Origin of the sequence: Lactococcus sp. AK05 (assembly GCF_041026685.1) — a bacterium.
Taxonomy (GTDB): Bacteria; Bacillota; Bacilli; order Lactobacillales; family Streptococcaceae; genus Lactococcus; species Lactococcus lactis.
On the sequence record NZ_JBFTEI010000002.1, the window covers coordinates 75,700 to 91,674 of the forward strand.

The window sequence follows — 15,975 nt, forward strand, 5'->3', positions numbered from 1 at the left end:
GTGACACATAAATTGAACCAAGGTTCAAATTTCTGTCAGTAAATTTATGCTCTCACTAAAGTTTGTCAGTAATATTCAATACAAATTAGTTTATAAATCAAGCAAATCTTGCTCTGACCAGATTTCAATTCCTAAGTCTTGAGCTTTTGTCAGTTTGCTACCTGCTTCTTCTCCGGCGACTACCAAATCCGTTTTCTTAGAAACAGAACCAGAAACATTTGCTCCCAACGCTTCCAATTTTTCTTTTGCTTCTGAGCGCTTCAAAGTCGTCAATTTACCTGTTAAGACAACTGTCTTACCTGACAATATTCCTTCAACGTTAACAGCACCTAAATAATCAAAATTTAAACCAGCATTTTCAAGTTCATCCAGTAAAATTTTTGCTCCGTCAGTTTCAAAATAAGAAACAACAGCCGTAGCAATGACTCCACCTAAAGACGGAATTTCAGAAATTTCTTCTTCTGTTGCTTTAGAAAGCACTCGAAGATTAGCAAAACGCTCCATAAGTAATTTAGCCGCTTTACCACCAACATGACGAATTCCTAAACCAAACAATAATTTTTCTGCCGAATTTTCACGACTTTGCGCAATTGCTGACACAATTTTTTGAGCCAAAGTTTCTTTGACCTTATCTAATGTCAGTAAATCTTCAATCGTCAATTGATATAAATCAGCAACATCAGCCACCAATTTTTTATCAAAAAGTTGTGAAATGACTGATGGGCCTAAGCCCACAATATTCATAGCATCGCGACTAGCAAAATGAATTAGTTTTTCTCGAATTTGCGCCGGACACAAGGGGTTAACACAGCGTAAAGCCACTTCATCTTCAAAATGAATTAACTCCGAACCACACTCTGGACATTCCGTTGGAATTTCTAAGCTTTCAAGACCTTCTGGCCGTTTATCCAAAAGTACTTTCCCAACCTTCGGAATAATATCCCCTGCCTTATAAATCAAGACATGATCGCCAATACGGATATCTTTTTCTTCAATATAGTCTACATTGTGCAGAGTTGCTCGAGCAACCGTTGTCTGTGCTAAAAGAACCGGGGTCATATTTGCCGTTGGGGTGACAACTCCTGTCCGACCGACAGTCCAGTCAACAGACAAAATTTCTGTTTCTGCTTGTTCAGCTGGAAATTTATAAGCAATCGCCCAGCGCGGTGCCTTAACCGTAAAACCTAATTCCTCTTGCTCAGCAAGATTATTAACTTTTACAACAACCCCATCAATATCATAGAGGAGTTCGTCACGCAGACGTGTAGCCTCTTCAATAAATTCCCAAATTTCATCCATATTTCGAGCAAATTTACGTTCAGGATTGACTTGGAAACCAAGTTCTTCAAAATATTCTAAGACTTCTTCTTGAGTGTCATTGGTTGCTGGACTTGCTTCTTGATAAAGGAAAGTTGCAAGACCACGTTTGGCAACTATTTTTGTATCAAGTTGACGTAAAGTCCCAGCTGCCGCATTTCTTGGATTAGCAAAAGGAGCTGCTCCTTCAAGTTCACGCTCTTTGTTCAGTTTAGCAAAATTCTTACGTGGAAGATAAGCTTCACCACGTACCACAATATCAATTGCTTCTTTAAGCTTTAAAGGAACATCTTTGATTCGTTTCACATTTTCTGTGATATTTTCACCCGTTGTTCCATCGCCCCGAGTTGCTGCAGTCACAAGCAAACCATTCTCATAATAAAGAGACAATGAAAGACCATCAATTTTTAATTCACAAATATACTCTGGATTAGCAATTTCCTTGCGGACTCGTTCTTCCCAAACTGCTAATTCTTCACGCGAAAAAACATCCCCTAAACTATAGAGATTATAAGGGTGTCTAAATTTAACAAATCCGTCTAAAATAACCCCACCTGTTCGGTGCGTTGGAGAATCCGCTCTAGTTAGTTGTGGATTTTCAGCCTCCAATTTTACCAATTCTTGATAGAGTCGATCGTACTCACTGTCTTCTACCGAAGGCTCATCTAAAGTATAATATTCATAAGCATACTGATTTAATTTTTCCGTAAGCTCTTTAATTTTTGACTCGATATTCATAGCTCCTATTTTAACACAAAAGACCAGTCAGTATGATTACCGAAGCACATCAAAAAGGCAAATTTCTATTAAAAAAATGATGTAATTTAAAACAAAAAAACTTGCTTTTCCAAGCAAGTATCTTTTTTATTAAGGCGACGGTCGGATTTGAACCGACGATTAAGCTTTTGCAGAGCCATGTGTTACCACTTCACTACGCCGCCACAACATTAACTATTATAGCGGAAAAATAAATTTATGGCAAGCATGAGCTCACTCTACTTCCTGTTAAATCATTTAAATCAAGACTGATAGGCTTTAATAATCATTTACTGATATCAAATCAATAAATGACAACTTGAGCTAAGCAATCTCATACCCTTTAATTTCCAATTTTATAATTTGCTTCAGTATCGATAAAGACCAAATCCCGCTGAACATTTTCTCTGCTGACAACATGAAATCTTCCTCCATCTTTTTGAATCAAAAAATCGCCAACCAAAGCCAAATCTCCTGAAATTGACTCAAAATTTAAAACGTTTTTATTCCATTCATTCCAAGAAAGGCGTTCTTGTTCAAAAGCCTGTCTAACCCATATTTCACGAATTGGTCGATGCGAAATTTTCCAGACTTCTACAAGCTGTCCTCGATATTTTGCTTGCATAAAACCCCTTTCTGTCACTCATGAACTTCTCAGTAAAGATATTTTAGCAAAATGAATAAATTTGTCAAAAATTATTTTGAATTTCAATCATTGTTTTTTTCATATTGGAAACGTTTTTTACAGAAAAATAACTTATAATCTGATATTTTTACTTTATTCGACTCTAAAGTTCACTAAAAAATCAATAAAATACACAACCGTATCCTTTATACTACTTTTCCCATTATTGAAGTGTTTTCTTTACATTCCAATAAAAACAAAAAGACACTTTCGTGTCTTTTTGTATTAAAGTTCTTCTCCATTTGTCTCAATAACTTTTTGATACCAAGTGAAAGAATCTTTTTTTGAACGTTTTAATGTTCCATTCCCTTCGTTATCCTTATCTACGTATATGACGCCATAGCGTTTTTTCATCTCACCTGTACCAGCTGAAACAAGGTCAATAAAGCCCCATGGAGTATAACCCATTAAATCAACTCCATCATAATCCACAGCATCTTTCATTGCTTCTATATGTGCTTTTAAATAATCTACTCGATAAGGGTCGTGAATACTTCCATCAGCTTCAACTTCATCTACAGCACCAAAACCATTTTCAACAATGAAGAGTGGTTTTTCATAACGTTCATAGAACCAATTCATTGCATAACGTAATCCTAAAGGATCAATTTGCCAGCCCCATTCAGAAGCTTTCACATATTCATTTTTGACTAAATCTTTATCTTCATTGTAATCAAAAGTAGGAGCTTTACCATGGTCTTTAATTGCAAAACTCATGTAGTAAGAAAAACCAATATAATCTACTTTTCCTTCTTCCAATGCTTTCAAATCATCATCAAGAATATCAAGTTTAAATTCCTTACGGTCAAAATAGGCTTTTAAATAGCTTGGGTAGTGTCCGCGAACATGAACATCTGCAAACCAATAGCGACGTTGCATAGCAACGGTTGAAGCCATCATATCTTCTGGTTTACAAGTTGCAGGATAAATCGGACACATGGCAATCATACATCCAATTTGGAAATCTGGATTAATTTTATGTCCCAGAGCGACAACTTTGGCAGAAGCAACCAACTCATAATGGGCCGCTTGATACATAATTTCTTCACGTTCTTTTTCGCTTGCTCCTTCTGGAAATTTTAAACCAGAGTTAGTAAATGGTGCAAAATCACGCAAATAGTTTGCTTGGTTATTGATTTCATTGAAAGTCATCCAATATTTAACTTTATCTTTATAACGATTCATTACGACTTCTGAAAAATGGACAAAGAAATCAATGAGTTTACGATTACGAAAGCCACCATATTCTGTCACTAAGTGATAAGGAAGTTCAAAGTGAGAAAGAGTAATTACAGGTTCAATCCCATGTTTTAAACACTCATCAAATAAATCATCATAGAATTGCAGCCCTTCTTCATTAGGCTCTGCTTCATCTCCATTTGGAAAAATACGAGTCCATGCAATGGAAGTTCTAAAACAATTTAAACCTAGTTCATCAAAGAGTGCAATATCTTCTTTGTAGCGATGATAAAAATCAATAGCTTCATGATTCGGATAATTTTCTCCCTCAATTACCCCATCTGTGATTTTTCTCTCTACTCCATTGCTCCCTGCTGTCATGACATCAGCAACAGAAACTCCCTTTCCGCCGGCATTCCATCCTCCTTCAAGTTGATGTGCAGCAACTGCTCCTCCCCAGAGGAAGTCTTTTTTTAAAGTCATAATTTCTCCTTTTAATTTTTTAGAATTAACATTTTTAATAAGATAAGCTCAAGAATTCTTGAGCTCATCTAAAATTTGCTATTATTCAGCAGCATTAATTTCAGCTTCTGTTTCAGCTTCTTCTTTAAGAAGAATATTGTCATAAGCTTTGGCAAATGGCCAGTAGAGAAGTGTTGTCAATGCAAGGATAATAACTTGCCAAACCATACCTTGCCAGCCACCTACAAGGTATCCTGAAAGGACTGCAGGTGTTGTCCATGGAACATAAGCTCCGTTAAATGGTGGAATGATTCCTAGATAAATCACTAAGTAAGTCAAGATTCCTGAAATCAATGGTGCTAAGATAAATGGAATTGCAAGAATAGGATTTAAGACAATAGGAAGACCAAAGAGAATTGGTTCATTAATATTGAACACTGCAGGTCCAATTTCCATACGTCCTAAAGTTTTACCTTGAACTGATTTTGCACTTACTAAGAGGAAGATAACCAAACCAATGGTCAAACCAGAACCAGTAACTGTCAAGTATTGGTCCATGAATGATTGTGTAACGATGTGGGCTCCGTTTGAAAGACTGAGATGTCCTGCTTTATAGAGGGCAGCATTGTCAGCAGAGTTGGCTTGAAGCAATGGTCCCATAATCCCACCGATGATTGTCGCTCCGTGAACACCGAACCACCAGATAAATACTGGCATAAAGGCAATAACGAAGACGCCGACAGGACCATCAGTTACGTGTTGTAATGGAGTTTGAATCCATTTATAAACTAATTCAATGAAAGTTGTGTTGAATCCGATTGTTGTAATTCCGTGAACAACTCCAGCTAAGGCAATGATTGCTCCTGCAGGAACAAGTGAAGTGAATGATGCCGCAACGTTTTCTGGAACTTGTTCTGGCATTTTAATTGTGATGTTACGACGCATAAAGCCAGTGTAAATCCAACCGACTAAGAGTCCGACGATGATTGAAAGAACCATCCCTTTCCCACCTAACCAAGCTCGGTCAATTACTCCCCCTACTTGATAAGCAGTTGAAACTTTAGTTGGGTCAGTAACAGATGTTACTTGATGAATTGTGTCTGGTTGCAACAAGATGTGAACGATAATACCAGTTAAACCAGCAGGAACTCCTTCATAACCTGCATCGCGAACCCACGCGTAAGCAATACCGAATACGGCAAGCAAGGCCATAATACCAAATGAAGCATTATTAATTTGTAAAAAGAGTGGGCCCAATTTGATTTTGTTCATGAAGTCTTGGCCTGCTTGGAATGGCAGTTGACCAAGAATCAAGAATACTGAACCAATAATGATAAATGGAATAGGATAAATCATACCATTTTTGATTGCCGTGACTGCACGGGTATTCAAAAATTTCATCATTGGAGGCATGATTTTGTTTTGAATAAAATTGTTCATGGTTGAACAGTCTCCTTTACTTTTTTTGATGAACTGGTTTCACGTTCATCTTTTCTACATTTTCATTATAACACTAAAGAGCAAAAGAAAGAAAGCGGTTTCTTGTTTTTCCAAAACTTTGGTTCTGTACCACTCGTGAAGACTAATGTGCCAAAATTGTCATATAAGTTTCCTTTAAGGTTGCGAAAATTAGCCTTGCAAATTATATTTGTTATCTCAATTTAACTTTTTTTATTTTATCTATCAAACGATTAGGAACGGCTGAGCAGATAAAAAAGCCAATTTGGCTTTTTAATTTGATAATTGATAAACCAAATCTGTTAAACGCTCGGTCAAATAAACTGTTGGTAATTGACTCGTCAAATCATAATGCGTATTGATTCGGTGTTCATTAATTCGATAAGTAAGGACAAAATCGCTCAGTTCAGCAATACTTGAATTCAATTTTGGTGTGATACATGAAATATAGACATCTTTATTAGAGCGCAGACTGGTCAGTACTTCAATGATTTCATTCGTTTCCCCAGAGATGGATAAAGCAATTACTAAAGTGTTGGTTGTATTTTGTAATTTTGAAGCAATTGGATAAGTCACATCACTAAATGAAAAGGTATTAATTCCAACTCCCGCTAATCTTCTGGCTGCATAATCGCAAATTAAACCGCTGGAACCTACTCCTGTAAAAATGATATTGTCACTTTCAATGACTCGATGTGCCAGATTATCCAAACGTTGTTCAATATCGTTAGAGAAAATATCTAGTGAAAAGGGAATTGCCGTATTTGAGCTTCCTTTTTCCAATTCTTTTTTATCAATAATGTACTCTTTAAAATCTGTATATGAATCATAACCCATTTTATGAATGAGACGCATGACGCTAGAAGTTCCAACATGTGCTTCCAGAGCAATGTCACGGACTCGCATATAAGGAATTTTATCAACATTATCTCGTAAATAACTATAACAAGTTCTTTCTGTGTAGGTTAATTTTTGAAAGTCAACATTTCCAAAAAAACTCATCATTCTCTCCTTTCTTCTTTAAACTTTTTGGTTAGAAAAAAGTTGCGTCTCCGCAACTTTTAATCTTGCTTTTCTAATAAGCTAGGAGCTATATTATTTGTTTTCAAGTGCTTGCAGGCGTTGTTCTTGACCGACAACTTCTACAGCAAGGTCTTTAAAGGTAATCGCATTCATTAAGTGGTCTTGAGCATGAACCATGTAAAGATTCCAACCAATTTTTTCGCCTTGAGCTAAACGTGTCAAAAGGTCAGTCTGAACGTCATGTGCTTCACGAAGTTGTTCGCTCGCTTCGTTTAATGAACTTTCAGCTTCGGCAAATTCACCAGCTTTGGCTTGTTGAATGGCTTGGAAGGCTAAACCTTTGGCATTTCCTCCACTCATGATAATGCCCATTACAACACCCATGTAGTCATCACTTGTTGGATTCTCGTATTTATCAGTCATTTCTTATCTTCCCATTTCTCTTTGCTTAGATTTTTACATAGTAAAAGAGCTTTCGCTCTTTCACAAGTTTGAAATTTTCAAACCTTAATTCATCAAGTTTTCAGCTGCTGCAAGAACTTTATCTCCGCGCATCATTCCATAATCTTGCATTTTGATAACGTCCATTGGCACACCAGCGATTTCAGCTTTTTTAGCAACTTCACCTTTCATGAAGGCAACTTGTGGGCCTAAAAGAAGAACGTCAGGTTTTGGTGAGCCTGTTCCGGCAAGCATGTTATCAATATCCGCTGTTGATTTTGCGAAAATTTCGTAATCTTTCCCGTTATCTGCTGCTGCTTTTTGCATTTTTGATACCAAAAGTGATGTTGACATACCGGCTGCACATGCAAGTGCAATAACTTTATCTGCCATAATTATTTCTCCTTATTCTTAACGTTTTATAATTTAACGTTCTTTATAAAAATAATTATAACGTTTTCATTTTCATAATGCAAGCGTTATCTATTTTTTGAAAGTGCTTTATAATTTTTATTAATTAGTTTGTTTTTCGCTTTACAGCAAGCTTTAGACGACTTTTATGTCATAAAATAAAAAAGCTACACTCAAATAGTAGCTTTTTGAAATATTTGTTTCTCTTTTTGGAACAAATTTATTATTTTTTAAGATGATAATCAATCGATTTATGAGCTAAAATTTCTAAAATAGCTAGTACTGGGAGTTGCGTGGTCAGATTTCCTAGAGGATACTGTTTGGACCATTCGTTAACAAGATTGTACGAGAGTTGATAATCAGCAAGTTTAGCAACGGTGCAATCTTCATTATTTGTAATCGAAATAATTTTTGCTCCGCCCGCTTTAAACTCCAATTCTTTATTAACAACTTGTTCTGTTTCACCTGATACAGACATGATTACTGCCACAACATTTCCCATTCCCTGAACTTGAACAGCTTGAAATGGGTCAGAAATAACGAAGCTTCGTAATCCAGTATTTACAAAATATTTAGTAGCATACTCACTTAATGAACCAGATGTTCCTAAGCCTAAAAACACGGTATAATCAGCTTTAGCAATCATTTGTGCAGCATTATTGAGTTTTGCCTGATAATTATCTGTATTCATTCGACGTAAAAACATGTTGAATTCAAGCATATTATCATAATGTTGCTCTTCTGGTGTTTTTTCTTTGAGTTGATTTTTGAGGTAAAATTTTAAATCAGACCAACCTTCAAAACCAAGTTTTGTACATAGTCGGACAATTGTCGAAGTTGAAACATGGGCTTGACTTGCTAAATCACGAATCGTCATTTGTTGGACTTCTTCAGGTGATTTAATGATAAAATCAAAAACTAGCGTTTCAAGCTCGTTAAGTTTACTGATTTGTTCGGGTAGAAACATCATTTTTTACTCTCCGTATTTGGAAATATTTAGCTCCGCCACAAATTCTTTTAAAAATTTACTGACAGAATCATTGTTTGAAAGGATTTGCCAAATTTTAGCAAAACTGTCAGTAAAAATTACTGACAGCTTTTATCCTTATAATAATTGAAATTTTCTTAGCCTTTTCCAAAAACGAAAGCATAGATTAAGCCAAGAATTTCATGACCATAATAATTAGGATAATAAAGAAGATTTTTGACTTTTGTCTTTGCAGCAAAGCCTTCTACTTTTACACCTTCTTGTTTTGCTAGATACAAGGCTCGGTAAAGATGAAAATCGCTAGTGACGATCACAGTTTTTCCGTCAAAATATTTTTTGGAATAAGCGATGTTTTCTGCAGTATCACTCGCCTTATCTTCACTAATAATTCTGTCAGCCCTAATATGATGAGTTATCAGATAATTTTTCATACTAAAAGCTTCACTAACAGGCTCGTCAGCTCCTTTTGCTCCAGACACAATAATTTTGGCTTGCGGATTATTCTTAGCAAGCAAAAGTGCTGCATCTAGCCGCTCTTGAGTAATCTTGGCTGGTTTTTTATTTTGATTTATTCGTGAGCCAAGGACTAAAATTGTTTTAATGTCTGTGGAGTTTTCAGCAGTTCTGTCAGTAAATTTGCTAAAAATCAAAGCAAGACAAATTACTGAAATCAAAAGAATTAGACCGACAAAAGCGCCTATAATCTTAAAAATTTTTTTCATTAATTAGAAGCTTTGTTTACGAGAATCACGTGTTTTACGGGCATTTTTATTACGCTCAGCACGGCGTTTTTTCTTGTTATCTTCTTCAATTTGCCATTTAATTGCTCGTTTATAACCTGGTTTAACGTGTTTTTTACCTTTTTTTAGGGCACCAATGGTTTTTGTTGAAATTTCATCTTGTTTTTTCGTCCGTTTTTCACGACGGTCACGGTCATAAGAATCAACAATTTCACCATCTTTAATAGCTTTTGGTTGGAAAGTAACACCCATTTTTTCAATCTCACGAATACTTGAATCATCAGAAGGACTATAGAGTGTAATGGCTGTTCCTTGTAATCCATTACGGCCAGAACGACCCACTCGGTGAACAAAGAAAGTTAAATCTTTTGGAATTTCATCATTGATAATGTGTGATACACCTTCAATATCAATTCCACGCGCGGCAATATCGGTTGCCACAACATATTGATAATCCAAATTTTTAATTGAATTCATGATACGTTTACGTTCACGTGGCGGGACATCACCATGAATTTTTGCAACTTTAAGTCCGTTACTTGTCAAGAAATGATGAATGTCATCAACACGACCTTTGGTATTGGCAAAAATCATAGCCATGTAAGGATTCGTTGCTTTTGTCAATTGGAGCAAAAGTTGGTTATGTGAACTTCCTTTGGTAGAAACAAGCCAATTTTCGATTGTATCTGAAATTACTGTCTTATTGGCGATTTTTTGCATGACAGGATTATGCAAATATTTTTTCAAAAATGGTTGAAGTTTTTGAGGAATAGTTGCTGAGAAAACAAGCATTTGCACGCGTTTACCAAAGCTTGAAGCAATTTGGTCAACATCTGCCAAAAATCCCATGTCAAGTGTCATATCTGCTTCATCGACAACAAAAGTATTAGCAGTATGCACAATTAAAGCATTAGATTTGATTAAGTCATGGATTCGACCTGGTGTTCCAATTACGACATGTGGTTGTGATGATTCCAATTTTTTGATTTGACGGGCCTTATCAGTCCCACCGACAAAGTTTGAAACACGAAGCTTGTCATTAACTTTTGTAAATTCTTGAGCGGCTTTGTAAATTTGAGTAGCTAATTCACGTGAAGGAGCCGTAATGACTGCTTGCACTTCATCAAGATCAGTATCAATTTTTTGGAAAATTGGGAGTAAAAAAGTGTGTGTTTTTCCTGAACCAGTTTTTGATTCCCCTACCAGGTCACGGCCTGAGAGAACAATTGGAATCAATTTTTCTTGTACTTCAGTTGGTTTTTCAAATTTGATATTCTCTAACGTTTGGTTAATATAATCTTTAAAATTAAAGTCTGTAAATTTCATTTTTTTCTTTCATTTGTTGAGGATTATTCGTTTCATTTAAAAAATGACGAATCTCTGTTTTGCTGATTTATCCATGGAAGGGACTTTTTTCTATTATATCAGAAAAAAAACATTTAAGGAACCTGTCTTTACCCCTGTGACAGACTTATTCTTGATAAACCGCCTTCATTTCTGTCAGTTGTTTTACATAACTTTCTATAAGTTCTTGGGGTTCTTCAATGACCATCTGATTCCCGTAAGAACAGAGATAATGGGTCATATAATCTAACTCGTCAGCATGATAACCACCGATAATATAAGGAATTCCTGCCACTTCTTCTAGTTGCATATTCGGATAATGATGTTTGAGATAAAGCTCTTTACCAAATTCTGTCAGCCTGCAGCGAAATGGAATATTATGATATTCTTTTTCATATATGTCTTGTATTTTTTTTAATTCAGATAATTTTTTCGTTTGACGTCCATCATCAATCATTTCGACATTAAACATATAATCACAACGATAAGTTCCCCATTTTTCATGATTAACATCATAAGCGCTGCAAATCCATAAGCCATTTCGATAAAATATTTCGTAAATTTGAAGCTCAATTTCTTGTATTTTATATTGTGAATAAGTCATTTTGACAATTTTCTCTGACAGAATCGCTGTCATCAGCAATTTTAAATCAGTCACTTTACTGACAGGTGCAATTCCGTAAAAATTGACTACTGTCAGCATTTTGCTGATATATTCTTGTTGACTTTCAGGGAGAGTTGCTGACAATTTTTGCCGAACATGTCGATAAGATTTTTCAAAAGGTGTACTTGATAATAATTTTAGGGCATCTAAGGCAAAGAAAATGGCTTCAATTTCTTCATCATTAAAATACACTGGTGTCCATAAACCTTGATTAATCAGCTTATAGCCACCATATCTCCCGTTTTCAGTGTAAAAAGGCAGACCCATTGCTTCTAATTCTTCAACATCTCGCAGAGCTGTTCTTTTGGAAATTTGAAATTCCTCCATTAAATCTTTGAGCTGAAATCCCTGTTTATTTCCTAAAAAGATAAGTTCTTGATTTAATCGTTCTGCTTTTTTCATCAACATTTTCCTTCATTTTTAAAGGTGCCTTATTTTGGCACCTTTATGCTTTATACTTATTTTATCAAAAGAAATGAGGAATTATCGTTGAAAACTTTATTAATTAATGCCCACCCCGATTTTAACACTCCAAATCACTTTTCTAATCAACTTCAAGAATTATTTTTGGCCAAGTATAAAAGTCAATTTTCTGAGAATGAATTGACCGTTTTTAATCTTTATGACCTTGATACCAACTTACCAAGAATCGAGCAAAATCAACTTTTAAAGATCTGGAATAAAAAAATAGCTGACGAAAAATTATCAGCCGACGAACTTAAAATAGCGCAAGTTTCTGAGCAATTACTGACACAATTTAAAGCACATCATCGCTTGGTCATTGTTTCTCCATTGCATAATTTTAATATTACATCTCGTCTTAAAGATTACATTGACAATATTCTCATTGCTCGTGAAACTTTTAGATACCTTGATTCCCCTGATGACAAAGGAAAATTATCAACTGGACTGATGACTAATGATTACAAAGCACTGCTACTTTTTGCTAGTGGGTCAATTTATAATGACCACGAATTTTATCAAAACCTAGATTTTGCACCACAATATCTCAAAATGATTTTTTCAGAAATCATGGGATTTTCAGATTTTGAAATTGTCCGTGCTGAAGGCACCGCCATTTTACCTGAAAATCAAATTCTTGATTTAGCAAAAGAAAATTTGGACGAAGCTTTAAAAAAATTTTACTAAAAGTTACTGACAGCTAACCTCAAATAAAATGAGAGTAAATTATAAATAAAAAGTTACTGACAGAAATTCTGTCAGTAACTTTTTATTTTCCATTATTCATTAACTTTACTTTTTAAAACCTTATGTTCAAGCTTGCTAGGCCAGAAACTTGAAGTTTCAAAAAGATTTGATTCTTCAAAAAGTTCTTCTGAGCTAAATTTATCACCAACTTCATTTGTTCTTAAAATTTTAGCAACTTTAAAGGCACAGATGACTAATAATACAGCCACACAAAGTAAGAAAATGACTGACAGACTTCCTTGAATCATTGTATTACGCATGGTTGCTTGCGCATTCGTTAATGCTAGACCAGATAATTTACCAGAAGCCACTTGGGCTTTTGCTGCTGAATAAGAAGCAAAGTAACCAATATTGACATCACTTGAAAAGATTTTTTGCCAACTGGCCGCAAAAGTTACACAAACATCCCAAACTAAAGGAAGTGCTGGAATCCAAACCCATTTAAGATAGCCCTTACGGATAACCATGACACAAACAATAGCCAGAGCTACCGCCGCAATTAATTGATTAGAAATCCCAAAGAGCGGATACATGATTTTTATTCCACCATTCGGGTCAGAAACACCCATCAAAAGCAAAGCCCCCCAAACTCCAACAATCACTGCTGTCGTTATAATTTTACTAGGTAACCAATCATCATCACCTAAGCGACCTAATTTTTTGAAGCCACGCAGAGCATCATTAAGTAAATAACGAGTCGATTTTGTTGCCGCTGAAACAGCTGACAGGATAAAGAGCGCCTCAAACATAATCGCAAAATGATACCAGAATCCCATCATATTTGTCCCACCAATAAGTGGGACCTTATGTAGAATATTTGACATTGAAACGGCTAAAGTTGGTGCACCACCAGTCCGTGAAACGATTGATTGCTCACCTACATCTTTTGCCACTTGCTCAAGTGCTTTTTCACCAGTCGTTCCTTCCCAGTCAATACTGAGTTTTGAACCATCAGGCATCATGGCTACATTTGGAATTGCTTTGGCAGCATTATATTCGGCACTTTTATCTGCTTGATAACTTGAAGCTGCGAGTTTTTGAATACTAGCTTGAGGGGTATTCATAGAATAATAAATTCCAGGATTAAGAGAAATCGCAGCGACTAAAGCAATAATAGCAACAAATGATTCAAAGAGCATCCCACCATAACCAATCATTCGCGTTTGTGACTCTTTAGCAATCAAATGAGGCGTTGTTCCAGAAGACATCATTACATGGAAACCAGACAAGGCTCCACAGGCAATCGTAACAAATAAGAAGGGAAAGAGGGAACCAGCAAAAGCAGGACCATCTGTATTATGTGCAAAATTAGTCAGAGCTGGAATCGTAACATCTGGACGCACACCAACTACAGCTATTGCTAAAACAGCAATTGTACCAATTTTCATAAACATGGATAAGTAATCACGAGGCGTAAGTAAAATCCAAGCGGGGATAATGGCTGCAATGAAAGTATAGCCCATGACCCACCAAACTAAAGCAGTTGGCGAAAGCATGAAAATATGCGCAAATGAAGATTCTGAAACCCAACGGCCACCAAAAATAGCAACTAAAAGGAGAATAAAACCAATCGCTGAAATTTCATTCACATGCCCTGGGCGAATATATTTCAAATAAATTCCCATTAACAAGGCAATTGGGATGGTCATCCCAATCGAAAAGACTGCCCAAGCAGAATTTGCCATCGCCGTCACACAAATCAAAGCTAAAACAGCAAGAACAATCATTGTCATGATAAACACAATAAATGAAGTCAAGCCACCAGCAAATCTGCCAACTTCATCATGAGCCATTGCCCCAATAGATTTTGCTCGACGACGATGAGAATACCAGAGAACGAGCATATCTTGTACCCCTCCGGCAAAAATAACTCCGAAAATAATCCAAATTGTCCCTGGTAAGTAACCCATTTGTGCCGCTAAAACTGGTCCAACCAAAGGCCCAGCTCCAGCAATTGAAGCAAAATGGTGACCGAATAAAACAACTCGGTTGGTTGGGTCAAATTCTTTTCCGTCATTATGGCTTTCCGAAGGGGTCGCCCGTAAATCGTTTGGACGCATAATCTTACGTTGAATATATAAAGCATAAAAACGATAGCCAATCAAATAAGAACATACTGCTGCAATAACAAACCAAATCGCATTAATCGTCTCTCCTTGAGCCAGAGCAATCAACGACCAAGCAAGACCGCCTAGTAAAGCGACCGCCACCCAAATGATAATTGATAGAAGACTGGGTTTTGGTAAATGTTTTTTCCAATCTTTCATTGTTTCTTGAAAATTTGCCTGCTTTAAATCTTTAATTCCGACAATTTTTCCTTGTTTATTCCGCAACAAAAATAGCTCTTCTTCTTCGGTAAAGTTTGAAGAGTTTCCAATATCTTTCATAATCCTCTATCCCTATGCACTTATTAATGCATTTGACCTTCCATAATTTTTAGAACTAAATGTAACCGATTACAATAATATTTTAGCACTATTTAATCAAAAATATAAACATTTATGTTTAAAAAAATCTCCTTAAAACATCTTTTTGTAAAAATAAGATAAATTTCCAAAAGAATAGTCTAACATTAAAAAAGGTTTCTGTAAAATAAAAAAAGGCTCTCCTTAAAGGAGAGCCTCATTCATCATTTTATTTTGCTTTAGCATAAAGTTCGTTAACTTTATCCCAGTTTACAAGATTAAAGAATGCTTCAATGTAATCAGGACGTACATTGTGATATTTAAGATAGTAAGCATGTTCCCAAACATCAAGTCCTAAAACTGGTGTCAACCCTTCAGAAATTGGATTATCTTGATTTGCAGTTGATACAACTTTCAATTTTCCAGCTTCATCAACAACTAACCAAGCCCATCCTGAACCAAAACGACCTGTGGCTGCAGCTTTAAATTCTGTTTTGAAAGTTTCAAAACTACCAAATTCTTTCGCAATTGCATCCCCAATTTCGCCGTCAGCATGGTTTTCAGAACCGTCAGTGTTTGGACGAAGCCAAAGCCAGAATTGACTATGGTTCAAATGACCACCACCATTATTACGAACAGCTGTACGAATGTCTTCTGGAATTGCTGACAAATCTGCCAATAATTCTTCAAGGCTAAGGTCATCAAGTTCATTATGTTTTTCAATTGCTGCATTAAGATTATTCACATAAGTTTGATGATGTTTTCCATGATGCAAACGCATTGTTGCTTCATCAAAGAAAGGTTCAAGCGCATTTGGCGCGTATGGAAGTTCAGGTAATGTAAATGCCATAGTAATTTCTCCTTTTAAGATGTGAACCCATTTTGAAGTCTTA

Annotated in this window: 14 protein-coding genes and 1 tRNA gene; 1 reads left to right on the plus strand and 14 read right to left on the minus strand. The window is 35.8% G+C overall.

The genetic code is table 11. From position 1 onward, the window contains the following. Window positions 1–90 precede the first annotated feature (90 nt). The 12 genes from ligA to AB6B24_RS04970 form a co-directional block, all read right to left on the minus strand. Window positions 91–2,055 carry an NAD-dependent DNA ligase LigA gene (gene ligA, locus AB6B24_RS04915; protein WP_311802098.1) on the minus strand — a complete coding sequence of 655 codons (1,965 nt, stop codon included), beginning with the start codon at window positions 2,053–2,055 and terminating at the stop codon, window positions 91–93. 132 nt (window positions 2,056–2,187) lie between these two features. Then, window positions 2,188–2,258: transfer RNA gene (locus AB6B24_RS04920), tRNA-Cys, on the minus strand. A 158-nt stretch (window positions 2,259–2,416) separates the two neighbouring features. Next, window positions 2,417–2,716, minus strand: coding sequence for a hypothetical protein (locus AB6B24_RS04925; protein WP_311802099.1), 300 nt, complete (start codon window positions 2,714–2,716; stop codon window positions 2,417–2,419). A gap of 267 nt (window positions 2,717–2,983) precedes the next feature. Next, window positions 2,984–4,420: a 6-phospho-beta-glucosidase gene (locus AB6B24_RS04930; RefSeq protein ID WP_311802100.1), complete on the minus strand. Its 1,437-nt coding sequence runs from the start codon at window positions 4,418–4,420 to the stop codon at window positions 2,984–2,986. Between the two features lie 81 nt (window positions 4,421–4,501). After that, the gene (locus AB6B24_RS04935; RefSeq protein WP_021464433.1) at window positions 4,502–5,839 is read right to left on the minus strand and encodes a PTS sugar transporter subunit IIC; all 1,338 of its coding nucleotides are present in this window, start codon (window positions 5,837–5,839) and stop codon (window positions 4,502–4,504) included. Between the two features lie 291 nt (window positions 5,840–6,130). Further along, a complete protein-coding gene (locus tag AB6B24_RS04940; protein WP_012897241.1) occupies window positions 6,131–6,862 on the minus strand; it encodes a MurR/RpiR family transcriptional regulator in 732 nt (243 codons plus the stop codon). A 90-nt stretch (window positions 6,863–6,952) separates the two neighbouring features. Continuing rightward, window positions 6,953–7,303, minus strand: coding sequence for a PTS lactose/cellobiose transporter subunit IIA (locus tag AB6B24_RS04945; RefSeq protein WP_003131552.1), 351 nt, complete (start codon window positions 7,301–7,303; stop codon window positions 6,953–6,955). Window positions 7,304–7,387: 84 nt separating this feature from the next. After that, window positions 7,388–7,714 carry a PTS sugar transporter subunit IIB gene (locus AB6B24_RS04950; protein WP_003131553.1) on the minus strand — a complete coding sequence of 109 codons (327 nt, stop codon included), beginning with the start codon at window positions 7,712–7,714 and terminating at the stop codon, window positions 7,388–7,390. A 241-nt stretch (window positions 7,715–7,955) separates the two neighbouring features. Beyond that, complete coding sequence (locus tag AB6B24_RS04955) at window positions 7,956–8,702, minus strand: MurR/RpiR family transcriptional regulator (protein WP_010905323.1); 747 nt, start codon at window positions 8,700–8,702, stop codon at window positions 7,956–7,958. Window positions 8,703–8,857: 155 nt separating this feature from the next. Continuing rightward, window positions 8,858–9,442, minus strand: coding sequence for a YdcF family protein (locus AB6B24_RS04960; protein ID WP_311802101.1), 585 nt, complete (start codon window positions 9,440–9,442; stop codon window positions 8,858–8,860). Window positions 9,443–9,445: 3 nt separating this feature from the next. Beyond that, complete coding sequence (locus tag AB6B24_RS04965; protein WP_003131558.1) at window positions 9,446–10,786, minus strand: DEAD/DEAH box helicase; 1,341 nt, start codon at window positions 10,784–10,786, stop codon at window positions 9,446–9,448. A 145-nt stretch (window positions 10,787–10,931) separates the two neighbouring features. Beyond that, window positions 10,932–11,870 carry a YafY family protein gene (locus tag AB6B24_RS04970; RefSeq protein WP_047205672.1) on the minus strand — a complete coding sequence of 313 codons (939 nt, stop codon included), beginning with the start codon at window positions 11,868–11,870 and terminating at the stop codon, window positions 10,932–10,934. Window positions 11,871–11,957: 87 nt separating this feature from the next. Between AB6B24_RS04970 and AB6B24_RS04975 the strand changes: the two genes are divergently transcribed. After that, on the plus strand, window positions 11,958–12,617 hold the full coding sequence (locus AB6B24_RS04975) for an NAD(P)H-dependent oxidoreductase (RefSeq protein WP_311803995.1): 660 nt from the start codon (window positions 11,958–11,960) through the stop codon (window positions 12,615–12,617). A gap of 92 nt (window positions 12,618–12,709) precedes the next feature. Here the strand turns inward: AB6B24_RS04975 and AB6B24_RS04980 are convergent, their stop codons facing one another. Both AB6B24_RS04980 and AB6B24_RS04985 read right to left on the minus strand, forming a co-directional pair. Next, window positions 12,710–15,064, minus strand: a complete 2,355-nt coding sequence (locus AB6B24_RS04980; RefSeq protein ID WP_311803993.1) for a carbon starvation CstA family protein — start codon at window positions 15,062–15,064, stop codon at window positions 12,710–12,712. A 247-nt stretch (window positions 15,065–15,311) separates the two neighbouring features. Beyond that, window positions 15,312–15,932, minus strand: coding sequence for a superoxide dismutase (locus AB6B24_RS04985; RefSeq protein ID WP_311803992.1), 621 nt, complete (start codon window positions 15,930–15,932; stop codon window positions 15,312–15,314). Between the last annotated feature and the right edge of the window lie 43 nt (window positions 15,933–15,975).

Excerpts from the sequence above, each read along its gene's own strand:
- ligA (WP_311802098.1), bottom strand. The coding sequence starts at position 2,055 with ATGAATATCGAGTCAAAAATTAAAGAGCTTACGGAAAAATTAAATCAG.
- AB6B24_RS04930 (WP_311802100.1), bottom strand. The coding sequence starts at position 4,420 with ATGACTTTAAAAAAAGACTTCCTCTGGGGAGGAGCAGTTGCTGCACAT.
- AB6B24_RS04935 (WP_021464433.1), bottom strand. The coding sequence starts at position 5,839 with ATGAACAATTTTATTCAAAACAAAATCATGCCTCCAATGATGAAATTT.
- AB6B24_RS04940 (WP_012897241.1), bottom strand. The coding sequence starts at position 6,862 with ATGATGAGTTTTTTTGGAAATGTTGACTTTCAAAAATTAACCTACACA.
- AB6B24_RS04945 (WP_003131552.1), bottom strand. The coding sequence starts at position 7,303 with ATGACTGATAAATACGAGAATCCAACAAGTGATGACTACATGGGTGTT.
- AB6B24_RS04950 (WP_003131553.1), bottom strand. The coding sequence starts at position 7,714 with ATGGCAGATAAAGTTATTGCACTTGCATGTGCAGCCGGTATGTCAACA.
- AB6B24_RS04955 (WP_010905323.1), bottom strand. The coding sequence starts at position 8,702 with ATGATGTTTCTACCCGAACAAATCAGTAAACTTAACGAGCTTGAAACG.
- AB6B24_RS04960 (WP_311802101.1), bottom strand. The coding sequence starts at position 9,442 with ATGAAAAAAATTTTTAAGATTATAGGCGCTTTTGTCGGTCTAATTCTT.
- AB6B24_RS04965 (WP_003131558.1), bottom strand. The coding sequence starts at position 10,786 with ATGAAATTTACAGACTTTAATTTTAAAGATTATATTAACCAAACGTTA.
- AB6B24_RS04970 (WP_047205672.1), bottom strand. The coding sequence starts at position 11,870 with ATGAAAAAAGCAGAACGATTAAATCAAGAACTTATCTTTTTAGGAAAT.
- AB6B24_RS04980 (WP_311803993.1), bottom strand. The coding sequence starts at position 15,064 with ATGAAAGATATTGGAAACTCTTCAAACTTTACCGAAGAAGAAGAGCTA.
- AB6B24_RS04985 (WP_311803992.1), bottom strand. The coding sequence starts at position 15,932 with ATGGCATTTACATTACCTGAACTTCCATACGCGCCAAATGCGCTTGAA.